Genomic DNA, 21286 nt, shown 5'->3' with positions numbered 1-21286 from the left:
GGGCAGGCTGCAAAAGCACCATGGACCCGACCGCCGGGGCGCACTCAAGAAGGTATTGGCCTATAGCGAGCAAAACCGTTCCCTTCAAAAAAAAAAGGCTACTTTTTTAGGATCAAAATGTTGCATAATAACGGAAGATTATATTATTTCAAAGCGTTATGAAAACCCGTCGGGATTGCGTTCCTGGCTCATATCGTATACCATATAATGAATAATCGCGCGTACACGATACAGCAATCCGGGCGTCGGATGCCATGCTCCCCACGGTTTATTCAAATGAACCGCCCAATTCAGTTCTTCTGTTTGCATGAACTGTTGAGGCGGCGTCCACAGGGAGAGGAATCAAAGGACCCACTCGTCAATACGCGCCATGGCGTCCGTGCCCTAAAGCCGAAAAGGATTTGTTATGGACACGCACACGGAGTCTATGGAAGATCCCATAGAGCTTTCCTACGAACAAAAGGCCATTGAAATGGCCCGTTCCCATTGGGAGCGGGAGAAGAAAAAGGCCATTCATCAACGCAGGACTTTTTTAGGCCTACAGATCATTCCCACGTCCAGCTATTACGATGAGTCTTCCGGACACCGGCCGGGAGAAAACAACTGGACAGGCTTCGGGTTTGACCTGCACCCCCAGGTTTCCATGGGAGCGGGCGTGCTGCTGTTGATTTTCATCGTGTTGACCCTGGTATTCGGGGAGCAGAGCGCCGTTTTTTTCCAAAGATTGCTTGATGGCATCGGAAACAGCTTCGGCTGGCTCTATATTCTGTCCGCTAATTTTTTTGTCATCGTCATGGCCCTGATCGCCGCCAGCCGTTTCGGCAACATACGCATCGGCGGGCCTGACGCCCTGCCGGAATTCAGCACCTTCAGTTGGTACGCCATGCTCATCAGCGCCGGCATGGGGATCGGCCTGATGTTCTGGAGCGTCGCCGAACCTATTTTTCATTACATGGATCCCTCCCCCATGTTCAAGGCGGCGCCCAAAACCGCCCAGGCCGCGCAGGTCGCTTTAGGGCAGACTTACTTCCATTGGGGGATTCACCCCTGGGGCATATACGCCCTGGTCGGCCTGTCTTTGGCGTTTTTTGCATACAACCGGGGCCTGCCCCTGACCATTCGTTCCATCTTTTATCCTATTTTGGGGGAAAAGATATACGGATTCTGGGGCAATCTAATCGACGTCCTGTCAGTGCTGGCCACCCTCTTCGGCCTGGCCACGTCGCTGGGCCTGGGGGTCAAGCAGGTCGCCTCCGGGCTCCATTACCTGTTCGGATTTCCCACCACAACGGGATTCGCCGTAACGCTCATTGCGGTGATCACTTTTTTCGCCGTACTTTCGATCATCACGGGCCTGGACAAGGGCGTCAAGTTTTTGAGCTCGGCCAATATGGTTACAGCAGCCGTTTTTATGGTGTTTTTGCTGCTGGTGGGGCCCACCGTATACATCCTTAAGGCCTTTACCCAGAATATCGGGTTTTACATCCAGAATCTGCCCCGTTTGAGCTTTTGGGTGGAAGCCTATCTGGGGGCGGAAGGCAGCAACTGGCAAAATCCATGGACCATTTTTTATTGGGGATGGTGGATATCCTGGTCGCCCTTTGTAGGGATGTTTATCGCTCGGGTCAGCAAGGGCCGCACCATCCGGGAGTTCATCGTCGGGGTCATGCTGTTTCCCACGGTGCTGTCTTTTTTATGGATGTCCACCTTCGGAGGCTCGGCCCTTTGGCTGCAGCTAACGGAAGTCGCTGATATCGCCTCCGCGGTTAACAAGGATGTTTCCACCGCGCTTTTCGTCATGCTGGAAAGTTTCCCTTTTACTCAAGTCACTTCATTCATTGGAATTCTTTTGGTGGTGATCTTCTTTGTCACGTCGTCGGATTCCGGGTCTCTGGTGGTCGATCACCTCACGTCCGGCGGAAAGCTCGACTCTCCGGTCCCTCAACGTATTTTCTGGGGCGTCATGGAAGGGGTTTGCGCCGCGGTGCTGCTCATGGGGGGCGGCCTGGTCGCGCTTCAGAGCGCTTCCATTGCAACGGGGCTGCCTTTCACCATTGTTTTGCTGGTCATGTGCTACAGCTTGTACCGGGGGCTGAAAGAGGAGCACTATCACGCCACGATCATCGGTAAGATGAAGCCGGAAACCCACAAGATCGAAATCCCGATCTAAGAGTCCTAAGAAATCCGTCCGGCTCTGCATGAGAAAATATTCTTTGCCGAGCGGCCGCCAGAGCAAGCATAAAGGGGCCAGCCTTTAGAGGCGGCCCCTTTTTTGCCGCTTTTTACGGCCTTTCTTAGGGGATGCGTCGGGCCATTTGCATAATTTTGCCATTTTTTCTTGATTAATTTGTTGCAATGGCGAAAGGGCCATGTTAGAGGACGGCTCCTGAAAGGCAAACAAGCCGAAATCTTATCGCCCCGCTCCTCTCAAAGGACGGAAAGGAGGTTGCCCGTGTTTTATCCCATTCCATCCCGCTGGATAATCAACCTCCGTCCGGTTCCCTAAACAACGACACCGGCCGGAGGGCCCGGCTCATTTGAATCCTGCCAATGCGACAGGCGTCATGCTGAGTCTAACAGGCGATTTGCGCCCGGTTTCCGCCGTGCGCCGCCCTAGCCCAAAGGAGGTGCATCATGTCCAGAAAACATCCACTCAACGAGCAGGCAAGGTTTTGAACCTACGAACAAGCGCCGCAAGGGATACCCTTCCGAGACAAGGGTAAAACGCGGTCTGCGCATCGTTCACGGGGACAAAGAGCTTGAAGAAAAACTCGGCAGGAACGACCCCTGCCCCTGCGGATCCGCCAGACGATTCAAGAACTGCTGCATGAAAACCAAGCGGTACGATGGATCGCTGAGGGACCACTACTTTTAGGGAAAAGGGTTGAAAACAGCCGCGCCCAACCCCTTTTTGCGAAAGCGCAAATAGAGGACGCAACGGTTGCGCGGAAAAGACCGGCCTGGGCGGATTTTCGCCTAAGCGCCGGGATGCCGGCCTTTTCCGCGTTTTCTCCCTTCCCTGTGAGGAGAAAAAAAATTCCATGAAAGAAGAAACAGTGAACGAAATCATAGACTGCCTTCCCAAGGGAAAAACGCCGTTTTATTACTTCAGGGACCGGTACGCCTTGATGATGCTTTCCTACTATGTGGGGGACGGCAAGCGGGTTCAGGAAATCAAAAAAAGCCGCCTGGGCAAGCTGTTGAATAAGCCCATGGTAAAAAACGCTCTTAAAGGCGCAGGCTCCGGCATACTGACCAAAGGCGCCCTGGATTCGCTCTGGCCCGCCATGCCCGAGTGCTATCTGCTGACTTTGGGAAAATGGGTTGGGGACGCCAAATGGAGCCGGCCGTATTACCAGACATCCCGGCCGGGGGCCAATCTTGTATTGCAGTTGAATTTTTCAGGCAAGCACAACACGCCGTTCCGGAAAACTTTCCATCCAAGTGAAGAAAATATCTTTGTGTTCAAAGAGCATCCCAACGCGGAAGAGGGATTTAAAACCCTGGCCTGGGCCAGGATAGACCTGGATTTTGACACGGATGAAGCCTTGATAGAGGAGGTTCAATGCGACTGGATCAAAAACGCCTTGTGGGAGAAAACCTTCGCTGCATTATTTGCTGAAGAGGCCGTAAGCAACGAAATCTCCGATCAGGAGTTTTTTGAAGACTGGGGCTATACACCCAAGGGGCTGTTAAAATACGTCGAGCAGGTTTTGAAGCCTCATATGAAAATCTGGGATGAAGCCATGCTTTCCGCCGCGGTCTGGTTTTTAAAGGAGGAAATCGGCATCAACCGGATTTTCTATCATTCCTTTGAGACCGGCTGCAAAATCAAGAGGCAAAGCGGCCGGAAGCCGCCCAGGTCGGTGTACACCACGCTGCCCGAAAAATTTTGCTTTACAAAAACCAGGGAATATCCTCGATTGCTGGAACATTCAAAAAACCGCCGGGTTAAGGCCATCTTAAAAGGCAAGGACGCCAGGTTTTTTCATCTGGATTTTTAGGCCGATGATTATGAAGCCCTCCCGCTTGCATGGGGGAGGGCTTCGCAAACAATATCCCGCAGCATCGGCGTCAATGCGCCTGCCTGGTTGTGATGGACATGAGCTTGGCCGCCTGCCAGACCAGCTTGGCGAAAAGGCCGGGGAAACCTCAAGCGCCGCACAAGGCTGTTGCCAATTAACTAATTATAATGGTATAATTTTAATATGGATAGAAAACGAACAACCCTTCGGCGAATGGCCGAAATTCACAATGACGACTACGTTCCCGGAACTCCTGAGGAGCGCCTTGCCATGGTTTGGCCCCTGACCTGTGAACTGGTCTCTTTGAGCGCAAATTTCGATGCTGAACAACGACTACAAAGACATGTTACTCGCCTTATCCGCCGAAAGGGTTAAGTTCCTTCTCGTCGGAGCCTATGCCATGGCGGTCCACGGATATCCTCGAGCCACTATGGATATTGACATTTGGGTCATGCCTACACAAGAAAACGCTGAAGCAGTCATGAGGGCGTTGATCCATTTCGGTGCACCTTTGGACAAGCTCACTATCCAGGACCTGCTCTCAGAAGACACCGTTTTCCAAATTGGAGTCGCTCCCAGGCGAATAGACATCATGACGCAAGCATCCGGCCTTGCCTTTGAGACAGCCTACAAACAGTCTCACGCTGTTGACTTAAGCGGAGTTATTGTGAACGTTTTATCAATAGACGACTTGATTCGTAATAAAAAAGCCTCCGGTAGAATGAAGGATTTAGCCGATGTTGAGGCTCTGAAAGGCATTACATCTTCTGGATTGTGATACTCTTTAATTCCTGTTCCAGACTGACATACCTTTAATACTGATCTCCATTATATCTATTTCAATGCGCCTGCCTGGTGGTGATGCACATGAGCTTGGCCGCCTGCCAGACCAGCTTGGCGAAAAGGCCGGGGCAGACATGGACCTTGTTTTTCCGGATGCCCTTGATGGCGCCTTGCACCACCTTGGCCGGGTCTTCGGCTAAAATGGAGTTGAGGCTTTGGGTTTTTTCCGAGCCGTATTCCGGCGATTGCAGCAGCCTGGTGTTCACCCAGGAGGGGTAGATGATGCTTGTTTTCACCCCTTTGTCCTTGAGCTCCCGCGCCAGGGCCATGGCGAAACCCCGGATTCCGAATTTGGAGGCGGAATAAGGCGCTGACATGGCTGTGGCCGCAATGCCGGACAAGGAGCACACAAAGGCGATATGCCCTTGGCCATTCTTCACCATGTCGGCGGCGAACAAGTGGCTCAAGCGCATGGGCGCCAGGAGGTTTACGGATATGAGCGTCTCCCAGGGGGCGTCCGGGATGTCCCAAAAATTGCCGTAATTGATCATGCCTGCGTTGTTGATGAGCATGTCCAGGGACGGAGCGCGCCGATACACCTCATTGTAAAGATCCAGGCAGCCTGCAGCGTCCGAGATGTCGGAGACTATGGCGCCAAGGATCTTCCCTTTGCCCGGATAAGCGGGTTCAATCAGGGCGTTCAACCCGTCCTTATCCCGATCCGTCAGGAGAATATGGGCGCCCAGGGCTAAAAGCTGGCGTGCGAATTCCGAACCCAGGCCGCCCGCGGCGCCGGTTATCAGAATGGTTTTTCCCTCCAGGGATTTCATGCTCATAAGGTCACTCCCTCAGCTTCTCCGTCGCCCCCTTCGGGTTGATAAGACAAGAGCGGCGTGGGAAAGTCGGCGATGGCTTCTCCGTGATTCAGCCGGGACCGCAAGTTGTCGGAGGTCCACATAATAAAGGGCTTGGCGGTTTCCAGTCCCAAAGCCTTGATGTTTTCCGTCATGCCGTGGCTGCTTTTTCCCACCCGGACTTCCAGGTCTTTAACAAAGCAGTTTTTGTACTTTACGTTGGTGTCGATGATGGTCTTCCAGATTTTTCCGCGGAAGTTGGAAAAGGTCACCAGGTCCGTGCCTGTCATGCGAATGCCCGCGGTATGGGAGCCTTTGACCTCCACGATCCACTCGTCGGTTTCCGGGTCTTTCACGCCGAACTCAAAGCGGTTTCCCTGCAGCTTGAAGGGGATTTTGGTCTGAAACTTGGGAAAGCCCCACAATTCGCGGCCTGCGGCGCGGGCCTGTGGAATGGTCACGGGCATTTCGATGACGTATGCACCGATGCCGTTCCAGTTGATCCCTTTTTTCTTGAAGATGCTGGGGAGGTAGATTTTAGGGTCGGGCAGCATTTCCGGCCGCACCAGCACCGTGATGGTAACCTCGTCGTATGCCCCGATGGTGACGTCCTGATAATTATAGAAAATGAAGCTGAGCAGGCACTTTCCGTTGAAAAAGCGGCAGGGGATGAGGCCGGTTCCTTTAAGCAGCGGATCCACCCTTTCGGGGTCGATGAAGTAGTTCAAGTGCCTGACCCGGGTGGTATTGAAGAGCATGGGAAGCACCACCGGGCTCACCGAGGTTTTGGTCATCCTGTTGGGAACATTGAAAAAAGGGTCTTTGCGGAAATCGTCGTAGCTTCTTGGCGGCGCTTGTTTGCTCATTGCATGTTCTCCTTCACCCATGTATGTATTTCTTGCGTGGCGTCGGCGTAGGACGCCCTTGTCTTCCATCCCAGTTCTGCTTTGGCCTTGGAAGTATCAACCTCGCAATCCCGGCCCATAAGACCCACGGCATGGCGCGTGATGAACGGCCTGGTTTTGGTCGCCAGGGCGATTTTTTCAAAGATGCTTCCCAGAAGCCACGCCAGCCCAAAGGGAATGTTCATGCGGATTTTTCCGCCGACCATGGCGGCAAGGTCGTCCAGATAGCGCCTCCAGAGCAGATTGTAATCGTCGCAGAAAAAATAGGTTTGCCCGGCGGCCTTTTTTTCGGACCCGCATAAAAGGATTCCGTCCACCAGATTGTCTATGAAAAGCAGGCCCGCGCCGTGGCGGCCGCGGTCGAAATAGGCGAAGCCGCCGCCCTGAATGATGGACCCGACCTCGGCGACCCACACACTTCTGGGGCCGATGACGTTAGAGGGCCGGACGATCACCGCGCCGCCGGAAAAGCGGGATTCAAAGCCTTTGACCAGGACTTCGGCCTCCATTTTAGCGTCCCCGTAAAAAACGCCCGTCTTTTGGCAGGGATCGGATTCCTTGCGCCCTTTCAGGTGCTTGCCTGTTCCGCAGGCGCAGATGGAGCTTATGTAGACGAACCGCCCGGCCTTGTCCGCGCTGACCTCCAGCATGTTCCGGGTTCCGTCCAGAATGGGGCCGAAAAAGTCTTCCCGGGTTCCGTAATCCACCACCCGGGCGGCCAGATGATACACCACGTCCACGCCGTCGGCCGCGCCGCGCAAGGTGGATATGTCGGTGATGTCTCCTGTGCGGATTTCGGAAATCCACTGGGCTATGTGGGAATAGTCCTCTCCGGGAAAAATCAGCGCGCGGATTTCGTCGCCTTGTCCGGCCAAAGCCTTGCATAATTTGGCGCCCATAAATCCCGTGGCGCCGGTCACCAGTGCTTTCATGATTCGCCCCCCTTGGCGTCATGCGAAAGCCTTCGCTACTTTGTGGAAGACTCCGCCATTTCCCTCTCTATATGCCTGAAAAGATTCTGAAGAACGGTCTCGCGAAGCGAGAGGGGATCTTCGTGCATGTAGCTTAAAAGCGTGTTGTTCAATCCCGCGATGTACCCGTGGAGCAGGCTCCAGAACAGGACCATGTGGGACCTTGCCCGGCTTTCCGAGGCCGGAACCCCGGCTACTTCCATGATTTCGCGGATAGGCTGAAGCGCGAAGTTATAAAACTCCTGGGAGACCTCCAGCTCGCGGCTGGCGGCCGCTTCCATGGGCGTGCCGAAGTAGTCCTGAAACTTGGGCACATGCCAGGTGAACATAAGGTTGTAAAAGTGGGAATCCTGCATGCCGAAATCCAGATAAGCCGTCGCCAGGGCCTTTAAACGGTCCATGGGCGCTGCAACCCCTTCCAGGGCCGCCCGGCAATTTTCGTGCAGCCGCTCAAAGCCTTTGGTCAAAACCGCAAGGTACAGTTCGTCCCTGTTTTCGTAGTAGACGTAAAGCGTGCCGCTGGACACCCCCATGCTGCGGGCCACGCCCCGCATGGTCAGTCCGTCGAATCCTTTTTGTCCCAACAGTTCCAGGGCGTGGTCCAGGATGCGATTTTTCATGGCCTGGATTTCCTCGGGGGTCATGGCTTTTTTGGGCATGGGAGTCTCCTTAATTGTTGACTGGCGTTTATTGAACACCGTCCAATTTATTTTGTCAAGAAAATTTGGCCGCTATACAATCAAAGCGGCCGCCGGCGCCTTCCTGCCCATTTATCGAATGGCTTACTTTTACCGGGGTTTGATAAACTCGTAGATCATGTTTGTGAGGGCGTTTATAAGGCGTTCCTCCTCTATGCGATGGCCGATGAACTTGGCGGTGTGAGCCGCGTTTTCCACGGAATTATGGATTATCAGCGCGGAAGCCCGGGCGTCCTTTATGTTCAGCACATCCTTGAAAGCAATGATGAGGGACTCCAACTGGGCCACCTGCCTCTCCCGGTCCCTTTCATACACCTCGTTGATGTCGGGATCGGAGTAGCGCAAGGCGTGGGTCTGGCGGTGAAATTCCGGGGATATGTCGTAAGCCTTGAACACGTGGCGGACCAGGCTTCGCACTTCGTCCTCGCCCCATTGCGCAGGGGGCGCTGCGCTCACCTCTTCCCAAATGGCGGTGTAGTGCCTGTCCAGATAGTCCTCCAGCATCTCCAAAAGCAGGGTCTTCTTGTTTTTAAAATAGGCGTAAAAACTGCCGATGGAAACCCCGGCCTTTTTCACGATCTCCTTGGAATTGGTCCCGTGGATGCCTTTTTCCGCAAACAAGGCGAACGCCGCGTCCATGATGGCGGCCCGCGTTTTGATGCTTCTATCCTGTTGAGGCTGTCTAACCTTGCCCATATCGTCCCTTTCTTTGCATGGCCGCAATGTAGCCAACTCACAACCTAGTGTCAATCCCATAAATCCATCCCCCTATAAGCATTATTGGGTTAACCAGCTATAATTCATGTAAATAATATTTATTGACAATATGAACTAAAGTTCGTATTCTTGAATAAATGAACTTTAGTTCATGTTTTTCGGCGCGTGTGCGCCTCCACCAATAAACGGACGCCCTGATACCCCGAAGCCTTGTACCTATCCGCCAGGGCGGCCTTAGTTACGGAGACAAGTATGAAATTTTCCCTTCTTTTGTACGCCCTTTATGCAGCGTTGCGGGTGGCCTCAAAGACGCACAAGGGGTTCAGGCATTTCATCCGCAAGGCCAGAGTGAAAATTCTGATCAAGACCGCCGCCGGGGATCCTGCGCGGCTTTTTATTTTTGACAGGGGACGCGTTTCTTCGCTTCCCGGCGATCAGGCGGATTATGACGCGGCGCTGGTCTGGAAGGATGCAGCCGCTGGGTTTTCCGTGATGACCAGCAGGAAAAAAGACGCCGTGTTCAACGCCGCGGCGCGTGGGGACCTGAAGGTGCTGGGAATGAGCGTATACGCCATGTGGTTTCAGGAAGCCATCGATCAACTCATGTAAACTCGGAACAAATATTCATAGGAGGATTTCATGTCGCAAATTACCGGCGGTCATCTGGTCGCTAAGTATTTAAAGGAAATTGAGGGCGTCGAGGCGGTTTTCACCCTTTCGGGCGCGCATATCGAAAACATCCTGGACGGCTTGAACGAGTTCGGCTTGCGAAGCGTGGACGTTCGCCACGAGCAGGCGGCGTCCATGATGGCCCACGCCTGGAGCCTGTATACGGGCAAGCCCGGCGTTTGCCTGGTGACGGCGGGCCCCGGCTTTACCAACGCCCTGACCGGCATTGCCAATGCGTTTTTGGACAACGCCCCCATGGTCGTCTTGTGCGGCCGGCACCCTTTAAGGGACGATCTCAAGGGCGCTTTGCAGGAGATGAACCAGATCGACATGGTCAAGTCCGTGGTCAAATGGAGCGCCACGTGCCGCGACATCAAACGCATTCCCGAATACCTTTCCATTGCGTTCCGCCAAGCCGTGGAGGGAAGGCCCGGCCCCGTCTTTCTGGAATTGCCCCCGGACATCCTGTCCATTGCCGTGGATTTGGAATCGGTGGACATCCCCAAGCGGCGGACCTTAAAAACCTCCGTGACGCCCGTAAAGGAGGACCTGGAAGCCGCCGCCAAATTGATCGATCAGGCGAAAAGGCCCTTGTTGATTGGCGGCAGCGGCGTGGGCTTCAGCGAATGCGGCCAGCAAGTCGCCGCCTTTGCGGAAAAGACCGGAATCCCCTTCGCCCTTTTGAACAACGGCAGAGGCGCCCTGCCGGACAGCCATCCCCGTTCCATCAATGACGGAGGCTTTACGGCGGTCATGGCCGCCCTGCCCCAGGTGGATCTGGTTATCATCGTCGGGTTGCGTTTGAACTGGGTCATGGAGTCGGGGCAGACCTTTCCAGACGCCAAGGTGGTCAGGATCGACATAGACCCCACGGAGATTGATCGAAACCGGACCTCCGACGTTGGGTTGACGGGCGACGCCGGACAAATTTTGGACCTTTTAACGCCCATGGCCGCAGGCAAGGATAGAAGCCAGTGGGAAAAGGATCTTCGCGCCGCTTACGGCGCTTTTCTGGTTACGGAGCGGGAGCAGCGCGAAACCCCCTCCCATCCCATCCATCCCAACCGGTTGGTCGCCCAAATCCATAAGGTGATGGGCGAGGACGCCTATTACGTGGTGGACGGCGGAGACACCAGCTATTATGGCAGCGCCGGTTTTTCGTCCATCCATAAGGCCGGAGTCTTGGCGCCTGCAAGCTCTTTGCTGGGATGCATCGGCACGGGCGTTCCCTTCGCTCTGGCCGCAAAAATCGCGCATCCGAACAAGCCGGTGATCCTGTTGAACGGAGACGGCTCCTTTGGGTTCAACGGCATGGAGTTTGACACGGCCGTGCGCCTGAACATCCCCATTGTCTGCGTGGTGAACAACGACTGCGCCTGGGGAATGATCAAGCACGCCCAGGAGATGAGCATCGGCCCGGAGCGCTGCACTTGCTCGGAGCTGGGAACCCGCCATTACGAAAAAATGGTGGAGGCCTTGGGCGGATACGGCGAATTTGTGGAAAAGGACGAGGACATCATCCCGGCCTTGAAGCGGGCCATTGAGTCCGGCAAGCCCGCCTGCGTGAATGTTATGACGGACTGCACGGCGGTGAGCCCGGCCACGGTGGTCTTTTACCAGACCTTGTCGGACTTTTAAAAGCCGAACCATAATTGCAAATGGAGGGAAGCATGGGGTTTTTTGCCAATAAAAGAGGAAAGGCCATCAGCATTACGCTGATCGCCTTGTTTGCGGCGGGCGTTATCCTCTGGTCGGCGACGGCGCCTCCGCCGTATATCCGCATCCATCCGCCCATTGAAATGGGGGAGGTTCCCCAGGAAGTCACAGACGTGCAGGCTGAGGGCGATCCTTTGGGCGAGCTGTTGGCGGAAATGATGGACTTGCCCGGACACGACGAGATCGTTCTTCAGGAAGACCTTGGCCGCGCTTTCGTGACCTGCATGGACGGCAAAATCTGGAAGGTGGATTTTGCCGCAAATACTGCAGAGCCCTTTGTGGACCCGCCCCTGATGGCGGCGGGCGCCCGGCAAATGCCCGGCGATCCGGATACGATCGTGTTTTGCGCATCCTATCTGCACGGAGCGACCTATCCTGAAGGCGAGCAAGTCGGGATTTACAAACTGTCCATTTCCACCAAACAGGTTGCCCCTTTGCTTACCAGAGCTCCTGTTATCCCTGAGACCTGCACTATCCCCGGCGAAAACACCGGGGCGGTATACACGGGCGAGAACTTCAAGGCATTAAAAATAGATAAAATGACCGAGCAAAACAGCCGGGCTCTCATGTTCTGCAACGACCTGGACGTAAGCAGGGACGGTAAGCGCATCTACTTCAGCGAGCCTTTCGCCTATGAAGGCGCCTCCATGGGAGGCGGCGCCGTTGCCGAAGCCATCTCATTGGGAAAAAACGGCATGCTGTGGCGGCTGGATCTGGAGGACGGCAGTATAGGCTTGGTGGGCCGGGGATACTCATTTCTGGACGGCGTGTTGCTGGAGTATGAAAACGGCGATCGGGAAAGCTCCGTCCTCATAACCGAGACCATCAAGTTCAGGATATTGCGGCTGCATCTGGAAGGCGCCAAAGCAGGCAAGGATAGGGTGCTTTGGAAGGACCTTCCCGGCATGCCGGACGGATTGGACCGGGACGCCCAGGGCAGAGTCTGGGCGGGCTTGTTGAAAAGGCGGTCCCCGTTGGTGAACTTTATCCATGCGAATCCCTGGATCAAACCTTTATTCCTAAGGATTCCGCCGTCCATGATTCCGGCGGGCAAGGAAACGGGCATTATCGCCTTTTCGCCGGACTGCTCGCAAGCGCTGTACGCCACCATGCACGACGGGAGCCTCATGAATGACGTCTCAGTTGTCGTTCCCGGCCGGGACAGGATCTATCTGCCACGTTTCGACCAGGAATCCCATGGCTTGTACAGCATGGAAAACCCTTTGAATTAAAAAAGGATTGCAGGCATTCCTGTAATTCCGGAGTCCAGGATCCAATAATTGCAAGGCGTTGGGCCGCTCATTAAAAAAGGCGGCCTGACACCAAAAGGGATTGTTTATCCTTCAACTCTTAATCATCAGGAGGGGCTTATCATGCAGAAATTAAGGGATAAAATAGCGATCATCACCGGGGGAGGCACGGGAATCGGCAAGGCTGCTTGCCTGGACTTTGCAAAAAACGGCGCCCATGTGGTTATTATTGAAAATATCGAGGCGAACGTTAACAGCGTCGCCGAAGAAATCAGCGCTCTGTGACGGTTCAGCCCCTATCCGCAGCTAAGATAATAAAAAAGACGCCGCAATGTTGCGCAGGTTCACCCGCCAAAATACTTAGTGGGGTCGGGAACTCCGGCCTCTTCAAAGCCTTTTTTACGAAGCAGGCAGGAGTCGCACTGGCCGCAGGCCAGGCCTTCGGGCGAGGGGTCGTAGCAGCTATGGGTCAGGCCGTAGTCCACGCCCAAGGCAGTTCCTTTTTGGATGATTTGCGCCTTGGTGAGATCGATCAAGGGCGTGTGAATCTCGATTTTTGTGCGGCCTTCCACGCCCGCCTTGGTGGCCAGGTTGGCCATGGTCGCAAAGGCCCGGATGTATTCCGGGCGGCAGTCGGGGTATCCGCTGTAATCCACGGCGTTCACGCCTATGAAAATATGCGGGGTTTCCAAAACTTCGGCCCAGGCCAGGGCGAAGGAAAGGAATATGGTGTTCCGGGCGGGCACGTAGGTGACGGGGATTTCCTTTTGCATGTCTTCCGTCGCCCGGCCTTTGGGAACGTCGAGGTCGGCGGTGAGGGCCGAGCTTCCAAAGCAGGTCAGGTCTATGTTTGCAATTTGATGCCGGACGGCGCCCTGGGTTTTAGCGACCCTTTTGGCGGACTCCAATTCGGTGGTGTGGCGCTGGCCATAAGAGAAGCTGAGGGCGTAGACCTGAAAGCCCATGTCTTTCGCCATGGCCATAGCCGTGGCGGAGTCCAGGCCGCCGCTTAGCAGCACTACAGCTTTTTTTGTTTGCTTTTCAGTCATGGGAGATATGGAGTTCTTTCGCTTCCTTATTGATTTCGAGGGGACACGATACTTATCTCAGGAGCCGGGCTCGGCCGCGATTTCATAACGACGCTGGGTCCCCGCTTCCGGGAGAGCGTCATGCGGATTGCGACACTGTTGCAATCATCCCGCCGCCTCCCTCCACGGGGATGACGGAGGGCGGAGCAGCCTCAGTAAATTAGTTGTCACACGCCGCGGGCGTCCTTGCCCCAGATGAATTTATGCATTTGCAAATGCAGCCTTACTTCCAGGCGGTCCTGAAGAATCCATTCGGCCAGGGTCTTGGGGTCCAGTTCGCCGAAGACCGGGGAAAAATGGATGGCGTTCATCCGGCATCCGTCAAAATCCAACAGGCGAACCCGCTTGCGCGCAAAGTCGTAATCCTCCCGGTTTGCAATGACGAATTTAAGCTCGTCCTTTTCGGTCATGCGGGAGAGGTTGCTGTAATCGTTATACTCCTCCATGCCGCTGGAGGGACATTTAACATCCACGATGCGGATGCACCTGGAATCCACCTTGGCAATGTCCTGGCTGCCGTTGGTTTCCAAAAGCACCAGAAGGCCTATGTTCAAAAAGGCGTCCACCAGGGCGGGAGTCTCCTTTTGCAACAGGGGCTCCCCTCCGGTTACTTCCACAATGGGGCACCCAAACTGGCCGGCCTTGTCCATGATTTCCGAGATGCTCATGGTCAGGCCCGCGTCATAGGCGTAACCCGTATCGCACCAGCGGCACCTTAAATTGCATCCGCTCAGGCGGATAAAAACGCAAGGCATTCCCTGATACGTGGACTCCCCCTGAATCCCGTAAAAAATCTCGCAAACATCCAGCGCCATTTACTCCTCCCAGTAGGCTGCGCCTGCGCCGGGGGCTTCGAAAACCTTCACCCGGCTGACCTTGGTGTACTTGTTGTTGAGATGAGATCCCAGTTCCTTATAAAGGAACATGGCCACGTTTTCGGAAGTGGGATTCACGCTTTGAAATGCGGGATGGTCGTTCAGCATGCAATGATCCAGGCCTTGGGTGATTTCCTCCACCGCGTCCTTGACGTCCTTGAAATCAATCCCTATTCCCACGTTGTCCAGCTTACGGCATTGGATGGAAACTTCGACCATCCAATTGTGGCCGTGAATCCGGGAGCAGTCTCCGTCGTAGCCGGTTAGTGCATGCGCCGCGCTAAAATGGGTTTTAACGTATATTTCAAAAACTCCGGCCATAACGGTTTTCTCCAACGGGTTGGTTTTGAAACATTGTACTTCTTATCAGGAAATACCCCATATGATGCTTGTTCGTCAAATGTTGGCTTTTGGAAACTTGGCGGGCAAGGGAGAACCCTCACGCTTTTTGACGGGCGACCTCCATAATCCAGATGGGGCGGTCGTTTTCGTCCACGGTGCGTTTTTCCTTGATTCTGATGAAAGACATGTCCTCGGGCATGGTCAGGGAGGCATGAACCCCTTTGAGCAGGGTGCCGGAAAACACCGCTCCTTTGGTTTTAAGCTCCGGCAGCCCCGGCTCCTCTTTATCTTTGGCTATAAGATATTCGATTTCCTGCTCCAGATCTTTGATGCGTTCTTCCAGCGCCTGTTTTTCCTTTTCTTTATTGCGCTTGTCGTCAAAAATCAGCTCTTGCTTTTCCAGCAAGGTGTCAAGGGCCTCCCCAACCTGGACGGATTGCTGCCTGATGGCGGCCGCCCTCATGGTCATGGCGGACACGTCCCCCTCGCCTTCCTCGATTTTTTTATCCAGATCCCTGGCCGCCACCATGGCTTTATCCTGCACCTGAGCCAGACGGCCCACGTTTTCCTGCAGCTTTTCCTGAGCCTTGTTGATCTCATCCAGCAAGACGTCTTTTTTCGCCATTTGTTTTTTGGTCTGTTGAATCTCTTCCTTGATTCTATCCAACTCACGCGTGAGTCTTTCGTCCACCCCCAGAAGCAACGTGCAGGGCTTGGAGGAATCCGAACCCACCTGCATGGCCTCGATGCCCTGTTTGGCGCACACTCCCGAGGAAAGGATTTTGCCGCGAGGTATGATGCACGCTCCGGTGGTGATAACCCTGGAGTCGAGGATCTGCTTTCCCACCACCACGTCGCCCACGGCTTCTATAGTGGATCCGTATACGTGCTTGGCCCGGACGGTTCCTCCGGCTTGAATCTTTGCGCCCAAAATACCGCCCGTAACCACCACGTCGCCTTTTACGTTGATAACGGCTTTGCCGATCTCCTTGGCGGTCAGGCTGCCTCCTTGGACTTCGAAACCGTCCTGAACGCTGCCCTTGACCTCTATAGCGCCGTCAAAACGCACATGGCCCGTCTCAAGGCTGACATCTCCGGGAATGGTAAGGCCCGGGAACACGAACAAGCGCCCGTCGCCGGTGACGGCCGGCCTGCCGTCCGTTGAAGCGATGACGGCGCTTCCGTCCTCTGACTTGGAGGCGCCCTTCCCCACCCGCACCATGGTCTTTGCCGACTCCACTTTCGGAGGCTCGATTTGCTGGCCGAAAACGTCCATGCCGGGGACGCCTTCCGTGCCCTCCACAACCCTGGCGATGACGTCTCCCTTCTGAACCTGGGGTATTTCCCCCCGATCCTTAAAGTCCAGCTCCCCCCCTTCTTTGATTTTTCCGACCTTGAGGGGATCTATGTCAAAAAGGTATTCAATGTACCGGGCGGTTCCGGGGACGGCCGGAGCGCCCTGGGCGACCGCTGCAGGCTCTCCGTTGGCTTTTGCCTTTTCTATGGCCTGGGCAATCTCCTCCCTGCTTGCAACCCCGTAGACGATGTTGCGGGCGTCCAAAAGATCCAAAACCTTTTCGGGGGTAATTGCAGGGGCTTCCGGGTCCGTGCACACCAAGGCGGCTTCCATGTCTTCATGGAATATTGCGATTTCCCAGCCATGCTCCCGGCCGCGCACCGGTCTCCCTTCCTGGGAAGGATTGAGGTTCTGATTGCCGCCCATTGGCTTGGAATCATTTAAGTTTTCTGTTTTGCCGGTTCCGTCCGGCGCTGCTTCAGAGGCCATCCCTCGCCCCCGCCATTTGCGTGATAAAGGTTGTAAAAAGACTTTTCCGCCGCCCGGTTCTCGGACCGTTGCAAGGCTAAATTCCTTAATGCAATCATGGCGCCATCCTATTAATTTTACATTGTTTTTTAACTTTGCGCCAACCGGAGTGCATTATATTGGGCCTTAAAGCGATTTATCGCCCAAAAGACGCATTTGCTTGTATAGAACGCCGAATTTTTGCTACACTAAGCAAAGTCCCAAAGCTGTCAATCTCCACTTCCGTTGAATGATCCAAGACAAATATTTGTGTGTACGTTCTTTATCTTAAACCCACCGTGCAGAATTCTTGCTGCAGAAAGGACGCATCATGCATTACAGCGACAAACCCTGGCTCAAACATTACGACCCCGGCATAGAAGCTGAAATTGAAATTCCCTCTCTCTCTTACAGGGACATTCTGGAGCAGGGACTGACCCGGTTTCCCGACAAACCCGCTTTGTTCTTCATGGGAAAAACAATCACATTCAAAGACCTGGACCGGATGTCCGCCCGGTTTGCCGCCCATCTGGCAAAGTGCGGTTACGGCGTGGGAGACGTGGCGGGGATTCATATGCCCAACATCCCCCAGTACCTGATCGCCCTGGCCGGCGTTCAAAGGGCGGGCATGGCGGCCACCGGCATATCCATGCTGCTCAAACCCCGGGAGCTGGCCCACCAGCTCAACGATTCGGGCGCCAAGGTTCTTGTCACCCTGGACGTTTTCTTTGAGCAGGCCCTGTGGGAAATCAGGGACCAGGTTCCGGCTCTGGAAAAGGTGTATTACGCCAATGTGGGGGACTTTATGCCTTTTGTGAAAAAATCCCTGGGCGCCGCCCTGAAAAAAATTCCCACCGGCCTGATCCAGCCCATATCCGGGAAGACCGTGGAGCCCATCCTCACCATTCTCAAGGAGGGAGACCCGACGCCCCCGGAGGTTTCGGTGAAGCCCGAGGACACCTGCCTTATCCAGTACACCGGCGGCACCACCGGCCTGCCCAAAGGCGTGGTGCTGACACACCGGAACATCGTGGCCAACGTGGAGCAGCAGGTGCGGTGGAGCAAGTTTGAACCCGGAAAAGACGTGTTTTGCTCCGGCTTTCCGTTCTTCCATATGGCCGGCAAGATGATGGGCATGGCCGCCATGTCCACCAGCAGCGCCCAGTGCCTGATTCCCGACCCCAGAAACACCAAGCACATCGCCGGCGAAATCAAGGCTCACAAAGCCACGGTCCTGGTCAACGTGCCCACCCTGTACCAAATGCTTTTGGATGAACCGGCTTTTAAATCCCTGGATTTTTCCAATGTGCGGATGTGCGTTTCCGGGGCCGCGCCTTTTTCCGTAGACGCCATCAAACGGTTTGAAGCCCTTGTGGGAAAAGGCAAGGTGATCGAGGTGTATGGCATGACGGAAACCTCGCCCCTTTCCACCTCCAACCCCCATGTGAGTCCTAAAAAAATCGGGTCCGTGGGCATACCGCTGTCCAACACGGACATCAAAATCATGGACGTGGAGACCGGAACCCGGGAAATGCCCTTTGGGGAAGAGGGGGAAATTTGCGTGAGCGGCCCCCAGGTCATGGCCGGATATCACAACAAGCCCCACGAAACCAGCCACGCCCTGCGCGAGCACGACGGCAAATTATGGATGCACACCGGCGACGTTGGCCGTATGGACGAAGACGGTTACATCTATCTGGTGGACCGGGCCAAGGACATGCTTATTGTGGGCGGGTACAAAGTATTTTCCCGCGAAGTGGAAGAGGTTCTTTCCAATATACCCAGCGTGGAACTGTGCGCCATCATAGGCATTCCCAACCCGGAAAGGCCGGGCAGCGAAACCGTAAAAGCGGTGGTGCAGCTTGCCGTGGAGTATCTTGAGCGCGACAAGGGTCAGCTGAAAGAAGAAATCCTTGCTTATTGCCGGGAAAATATGTCACCTTACAAAGTGCCCAAAATTGTTGAATTCGTGGATGCTATTCCCCTTACCGCCGTGGGCAAGGTGGACAAAAAGGCGCTACGCCCTCCCAAGCAATAAGGACAGGTTTATGAAAATTCATTCCATTCAGGCGCGCGACCTGCCTGATCTTTGGTTTCAAGCCGTACATGACATTTTGGACCATGGAAGCCGTTTTGTCATTGACCGGGGCTCCTACGCCGGACAAACCCGGCTGGAGTACGATTATTTCACCGGACATGTAAAATTTCCCGGAACCCAGCCCCTGCTGCCGGACATCCCGCCGGCCTGCGGCATCCCCAACCCCGTGGAGCATGATTACATCTACGGCGGGGAAGGCTACGAGCGCTCTTACATAGAATACCTCATGACCCCCCATAAAGAGGAAGGGGAATCCTACACCTACGGGGAACGCCTGACCGGCGCGCCCATCACAGGCGACAAACTGGACTGGTGGCAGGCCCAAAACAAGGAGATCATCGACTTCCGGGAGCCTGACGGCAAAGTGGTCTACGAAAAAGACGGCCGGCTTTACCTGAACCAAATCGAATGGATTATCCAAACCTACAAGAATTTCGGGCACAGAAACAACCAGATGGTCCTGCAGGTGGCCCACCCCTCGGACCTGACCCTGCTCGACCCTCCCTGCCTGCGCTCCATTGACACCCGCATCCAGGACGGAACCCTGCACTTTTTCGTGTACTTCAGATCCTGGGACTTGTGGGGAGGCCTCCCGGCCAACCTGGCGGGAATCCAGAACCTCAAGGAGTACATGGCAACGGAGATCGGAGTCAAAGACGGGGAAATGGTCGTGGAAAGCAAAGGCCTCCACCTGTACGGCTACGCCGAAGACCTGGCCAAGCTCCGCTGCCTGAGAGACTAAACCAAGCCAAAACCAAACCGGGCCTTTCCCCGATTTAGGGAAAAGGCCCGGTAAAAGACCGGCCTCCGGCGGCAAATTGCCGAAAATCAGAAAAGCGTGCCTCCGGCGGGTCGCTTTTTTGAAAAAAAGCTCCGCAAAAAACCTTTAAAAGGCGCTTCGCGCAGGGCGTCTTTCAAAATCGTAACTCAAGTTGAGCCCCGCCAAACCCAACAATTGCACTTACATTCGTAGGGGCGTTGCTTGCTGCGCCCTCGTTGTCTTTCCCGAACGCCCCGGCTTTTGTAGCGACAGGCCCCCGTGCCTGTCCATGCTTTTTGCCCGTCATTCCCGAGCGTCCCTGTCGGGAATCCAGGGTCTTTGACTTTGGCATTCTGGGAAATAGTTGCGCGGTCCCCGCGCAATGTAGTGGCGAGGTCTCCTCGCCCGCCGTAGTGCAGTTTTCCCGCCGTCGTCGCGCGGTCCCCGCGCCGTATCTGGGAGGCTCCCAAACCCGTCATTCCAGGGCGTCCACGCTATTGTAGCGACAGGCCCCCGTGCCTGTCCATGCTTTTTGGCCGTCTTTCCCGAGCGCCCCTGTCGGGAATCCAGGGTCTTTGACTTTGGGTACTTGGTCAGCCCTGGCAGAGCAGTATCCTGCCAGGGTCGCACAGCGACATGTTGTTCAACCGAAAAAATCGTGGATAACCCGCAACTTGTCCCAGTTGGTTGGCAATGCTTACAAACCAACGGCATTTCCACCGTCTCGCCGCCTTGGTTATACCAAATTCGTCCGCCGTCCATGTCAACTTGATCAAAAATAACACGTGATTTCAATAAGATTCAAAGTTAGTGGAATAATCAAAGACGTCCCCAAGAACGTTGCGTCATTCCCGAACGCCCCGGCTTTTGTAGCGACAGGCCCCCGTGCCTGTCCATGCTTTTTGCCCGTCATTCCCGAGCGCCCCTGTCGGGAATCCAGGGTCTTTGACTTTGGGTACTTGGTCAGCCCAGGCAGAGCAGTACCCTGCCAGGGTCGCATAGCGACATGTTGTTCAACCGAAAAGATCGTGGATAACCTGCAACTTGTCCCAGTTGGCAATGCTTACAAACCAACGGCAGTTCCACCCGCCTCACCTCCGTTTTTGCTAAAATATGGCCCCTATGTAATGAAAAATAATATATGATTTCAAAAAGATATAGAGTTAGTCACTTATTAAGGGACGTCCCCATGAATCACAAGAATCTTCGTCCCCAAGAATCTTAAGGGACGTCCCCCAGAACCCACAAAAAAACAGAAAATGCTAATAAAACCATTCCAAACAAAAACCAAAATAATATCGGAACCCCAGTTGTTTGACTTGATTCTGATTCCCTAAATAAATCCTTCCAAGAAAAAAAATTTCCTGCTTTCCTTTCAATTCTCCATCTTTTTAAGCCTACGCCAATTCCAATTAAACAGGACTTTCAGAGCTAAATGGAATATGAACTGCTATTTTTAATAAAATCAATCCGTTGAACCCTCCCCCTTGTAGAACCTATCCCCAATCTTTCAATACATTGATTCAACCGGTTATTTTTCTAACGAATACTTTCTTTTTGCCTTGACATGTAGAACCTAATTTGTCACAATGCAATATGGCGCATTTATACAAGAAAATCATTAAAGGTAGAACCTACTGGTACCTCCGGGAAACGCACCGGGTGGACGGCAAGGTCAAGCTCAAGTGGCAAAAGTACCTGGGCACGGCGGACTCCATCCTGGCCAAGCTG

The 21286-nt window shown here is 54.4% G+C and carries 19 protein-coding genes; 10 read left to right on the top strand and 9 right to left on the bottom strand.

All coding sequences use genetic code 11. The annotated features are described in order from the left end of the window. The first annotated feature begins 406 nt into the window (after window positions 1-406). The 4 genes from BUE18_RS12150 to BUE18_RS12130 all read left to right on the top strand — a co-directional run bounded on the left by BUE18_RS12150 (window position 407) and on the right by BUE18_RS12130 (window position 4803). On the top strand, window positions 407-2170 hold the full coding sequence (locus BUE18_RS12150; protein WP_073476026.1) for a BCCT family transporter: 1764 nt from the start codon (window positions 407-409) through the stop codon (window positions 2168-2170). A gap of 477 nt (window positions 2171-2647) precedes the next feature. After that, window positions 2648-2875: an SEC-C metal-binding domain-containing protein gene (locus BUE18_RS28760; RefSeq protein ID WP_073476154.1), complete on the top strand. Its 228-nt coding sequence runs from the start codon at window positions 2648-2650 to the stop codon at window positions 2873-2875. A gap of 166 nt (window positions 2876-3041) precedes the next feature. Then, window positions 3042-4004 carry a hypothetical protein gene (locus BUE18_RS12140; protein ID WP_073476024.1) on the top strand — a complete coding sequence of 321 codons (963 nt, stop codon included), beginning with the start codon at window positions 3042-3044 and terminating at the stop codon, window positions 4002-4004. A gap of 340 nt (window positions 4005-4344) precedes the next feature. Further along, a complete protein-coding gene (locus BUE18_RS12130; RefSeq protein WP_073476021.1) occupies window positions 4345-4803 on the top strand; it encodes a DUF6036 family nucleotidyltransferase in 459 nt (152 codons plus the stop codon). A gap of 61 nt (window positions 4804-4864) precedes the next feature. On the opposite strand, the gene BUE18_RS12125 is transcribed toward BUE18_RS12130, so the two are convergent. The 5 genes from BUE18_RS12125 to BUE18_RS12105 form a co-directional block, all read right to left on the bottom strand. Beyond that, window positions 4865-5644, bottom strand: a complete 780-nt coding sequence (locus BUE18_RS12125; RefSeq protein WP_083610970.1) for an SDR family NAD(P)-dependent oxidoreductase — start codon at window positions 5642-5644, stop codon at window positions 4865-4867. Then, window positions 5641-6528, bottom strand: coding sequence for an acetoacetate decarboxylase family protein (locus BUE18_RS12120; protein ID WP_073476019.1), 888 nt, complete (start codon window positions 6526-6528; stop codon window positions 5641-5643). The genes BUE18_RS12125 and BUE18_RS12120 overlap by 4 nt, the downstream gene beginning before the upstream one ends. Further along, complete coding sequence (locus BUE18_RS12115) at window positions 6525-7499, bottom strand: NAD-dependent epimerase/dehydratase family protein (protein ID WP_073476017.1); 975 nt, start codon at window positions 7497-7499, stop codon at window positions 6525-6527. Before BUE18_RS12115 ends, BUE18_RS12120 begins: the two co-directional genes overlap by 4 nt. 35 nt (window positions 7500-7534) lie before the next feature. Then, the gene (locus BUE18_RS12110) at window positions 7535-8197 is read right to left on the bottom strand and encodes a TetR/AcrR family transcriptional regulator (protein ID WP_073476016.1); all 663 of its coding nucleotides are present in this window, start codon (window positions 8195-8197) and stop codon (window positions 7535-7537) included. A gap of 129 nt (window positions 8198-8326) precedes the next feature. Further along, window positions 8327-8932 carry a TetR/AcrR family transcriptional regulator gene (locus tag BUE18_RS12105; RefSeq protein ID WP_073476014.1) on the bottom strand — a complete coding sequence of 202 codons (606 nt, stop codon included), beginning with the start codon at window positions 8930-8932 and terminating at the stop codon, window positions 8327-8329. Between the two features lie 273 nt (window positions 8933-9205). On the opposite strand from BUE18_RS12105, the gene BUE18_RS12100 reads away from it, so the two are divergent. The 4 genes from BUE18_RS12100 to BUE18_RS12085 all read left to right on the top strand — a co-directional run bounded on the left by BUE18_RS12100 (window position 9206) and on the right by BUE18_RS12085 (window position 12873). Next, on the top strand, window positions 9206-9562 hold the full coding sequence (locus BUE18_RS12100) for a hypothetical protein (protein ID WP_073476012.1): 357 nt from the start codon (window positions 9206-9208) through the stop codon (window positions 9560-9562). A gap of 30 nt (window positions 9563-9592) precedes the next feature. Beyond that, window positions 9593-11260 carry a thiamine pyrophosphate-binding protein gene (locus BUE18_RS12095; protein ID WP_073476010.1) on the top strand — a complete coding sequence of 556 codons (1668 nt, stop codon included), beginning with the start codon at window positions 9593-9595 and terminating at the stop codon, window positions 11258-11260. A 32-nt stretch (window positions 11261-11292) separates the two neighbouring features. Continuing rightward, entirely contained in the window at window positions 11293-12570 is a 1278-nt protein-coding gene (locus BUE18_RS12090; protein ID WP_073476008.1) for an SMP-30/gluconolactonase/LRE family protein, read from the top strand. 141 nt (window positions 12571-12711) lie between these two features. Continuing rightward, a complete protein-coding gene (locus tag BUE18_RS12085; RefSeq protein WP_083610968.1) occupies window positions 12712-12873 on the top strand; it encodes an SDR family NAD(P)-dependent oxidoreductase in 162 nt (53 codons plus the stop codon). Between the two features lie 59 nt (window positions 12874-12932). On the opposite strand, the gene queC is transcribed toward BUE18_RS12085, so the two are convergent. From queC to BUE18_RS12065, 4 genes are all read right to left on the bottom strand, one after another. Further along, window positions 12933-13637 (bottom strand): 7-cyano-7-deazaguanine synthase QueC, encoded by a 705-nt coding sequence (gene queC / locus BUE18_RS12080; protein WP_073476007.1) that lies wholly within the window; start codon window positions 13635-13637, stop codon window positions 12933-12935. Between the two features lie 206 nt (window positions 13638-13843). Beyond that, complete coding sequence (locus BUE18_RS12075; protein ID WP_073476005.1) at window positions 13844-14491, bottom strand: radical SAM protein; 648 nt, start codon at window positions 14489-14491, stop codon at window positions 13844-13846. Further along, window positions 14492-14872: a 6-carboxytetrahydropterin synthase QueD gene (queD, locus tag BUE18_RS12070; protein WP_073476003.1), complete on the bottom strand. Its 381-nt coding sequence runs from the start codon at window positions 14870-14872 to the stop codon at window positions 14492-14494. Window positions 14873-14990: 118 nt separating this feature from the next. Continuing rightward, on the bottom strand, window positions 14991-16679 hold the full coding sequence (locus BUE18_RS12065; protein ID WP_073476002.1) for a flagellar assembly protein A: 1689 nt from the start codon (window positions 16677-16679) through the stop codon (window positions 14991-14993). A gap of 349 nt (window positions 16680-17028) precedes the next feature. Between BUE18_RS12065 and BUE18_RS12060 the strand changes: the two genes are divergently transcribed. Next, window positions 17029-18735: an AMP-binding protein gene (locus tag BUE18_RS12060; protein ID WP_073476000.1), complete on the top strand. Its 1707-nt coding sequence runs from the start codon at window positions 17029-17031 to the stop codon at window positions 18733-18735. A 10-nt stretch (window positions 18736-18745) separates the two neighbouring features. Beyond that, a complete protein-coding gene (locus tag BUE18_RS12055) occupies window positions 18746-19537 on the top strand; it encodes a thymidylate synthase (protein ID WP_028315022.1) in 792 nt (263 codons plus the stop codon). The last annotated feature ends 1749 nt before the right edge of the window (window positions 19538-21286 follow it).

The sequence above is a fragment of the Desulfatibacillum alkenivorans DSM 16219 genome (assembly GCF_900142135.1).
Lineage (GTDB): Bacteria > Desulfobacterota > Desulfobacteria > Desulfobacterales > Desulfatibacillaceae > Desulfatibacillum > Desulfatibacillum alkenivorans.
This window is presented reverse-complemented; position numbering and strand designations above follow the sequence as displayed.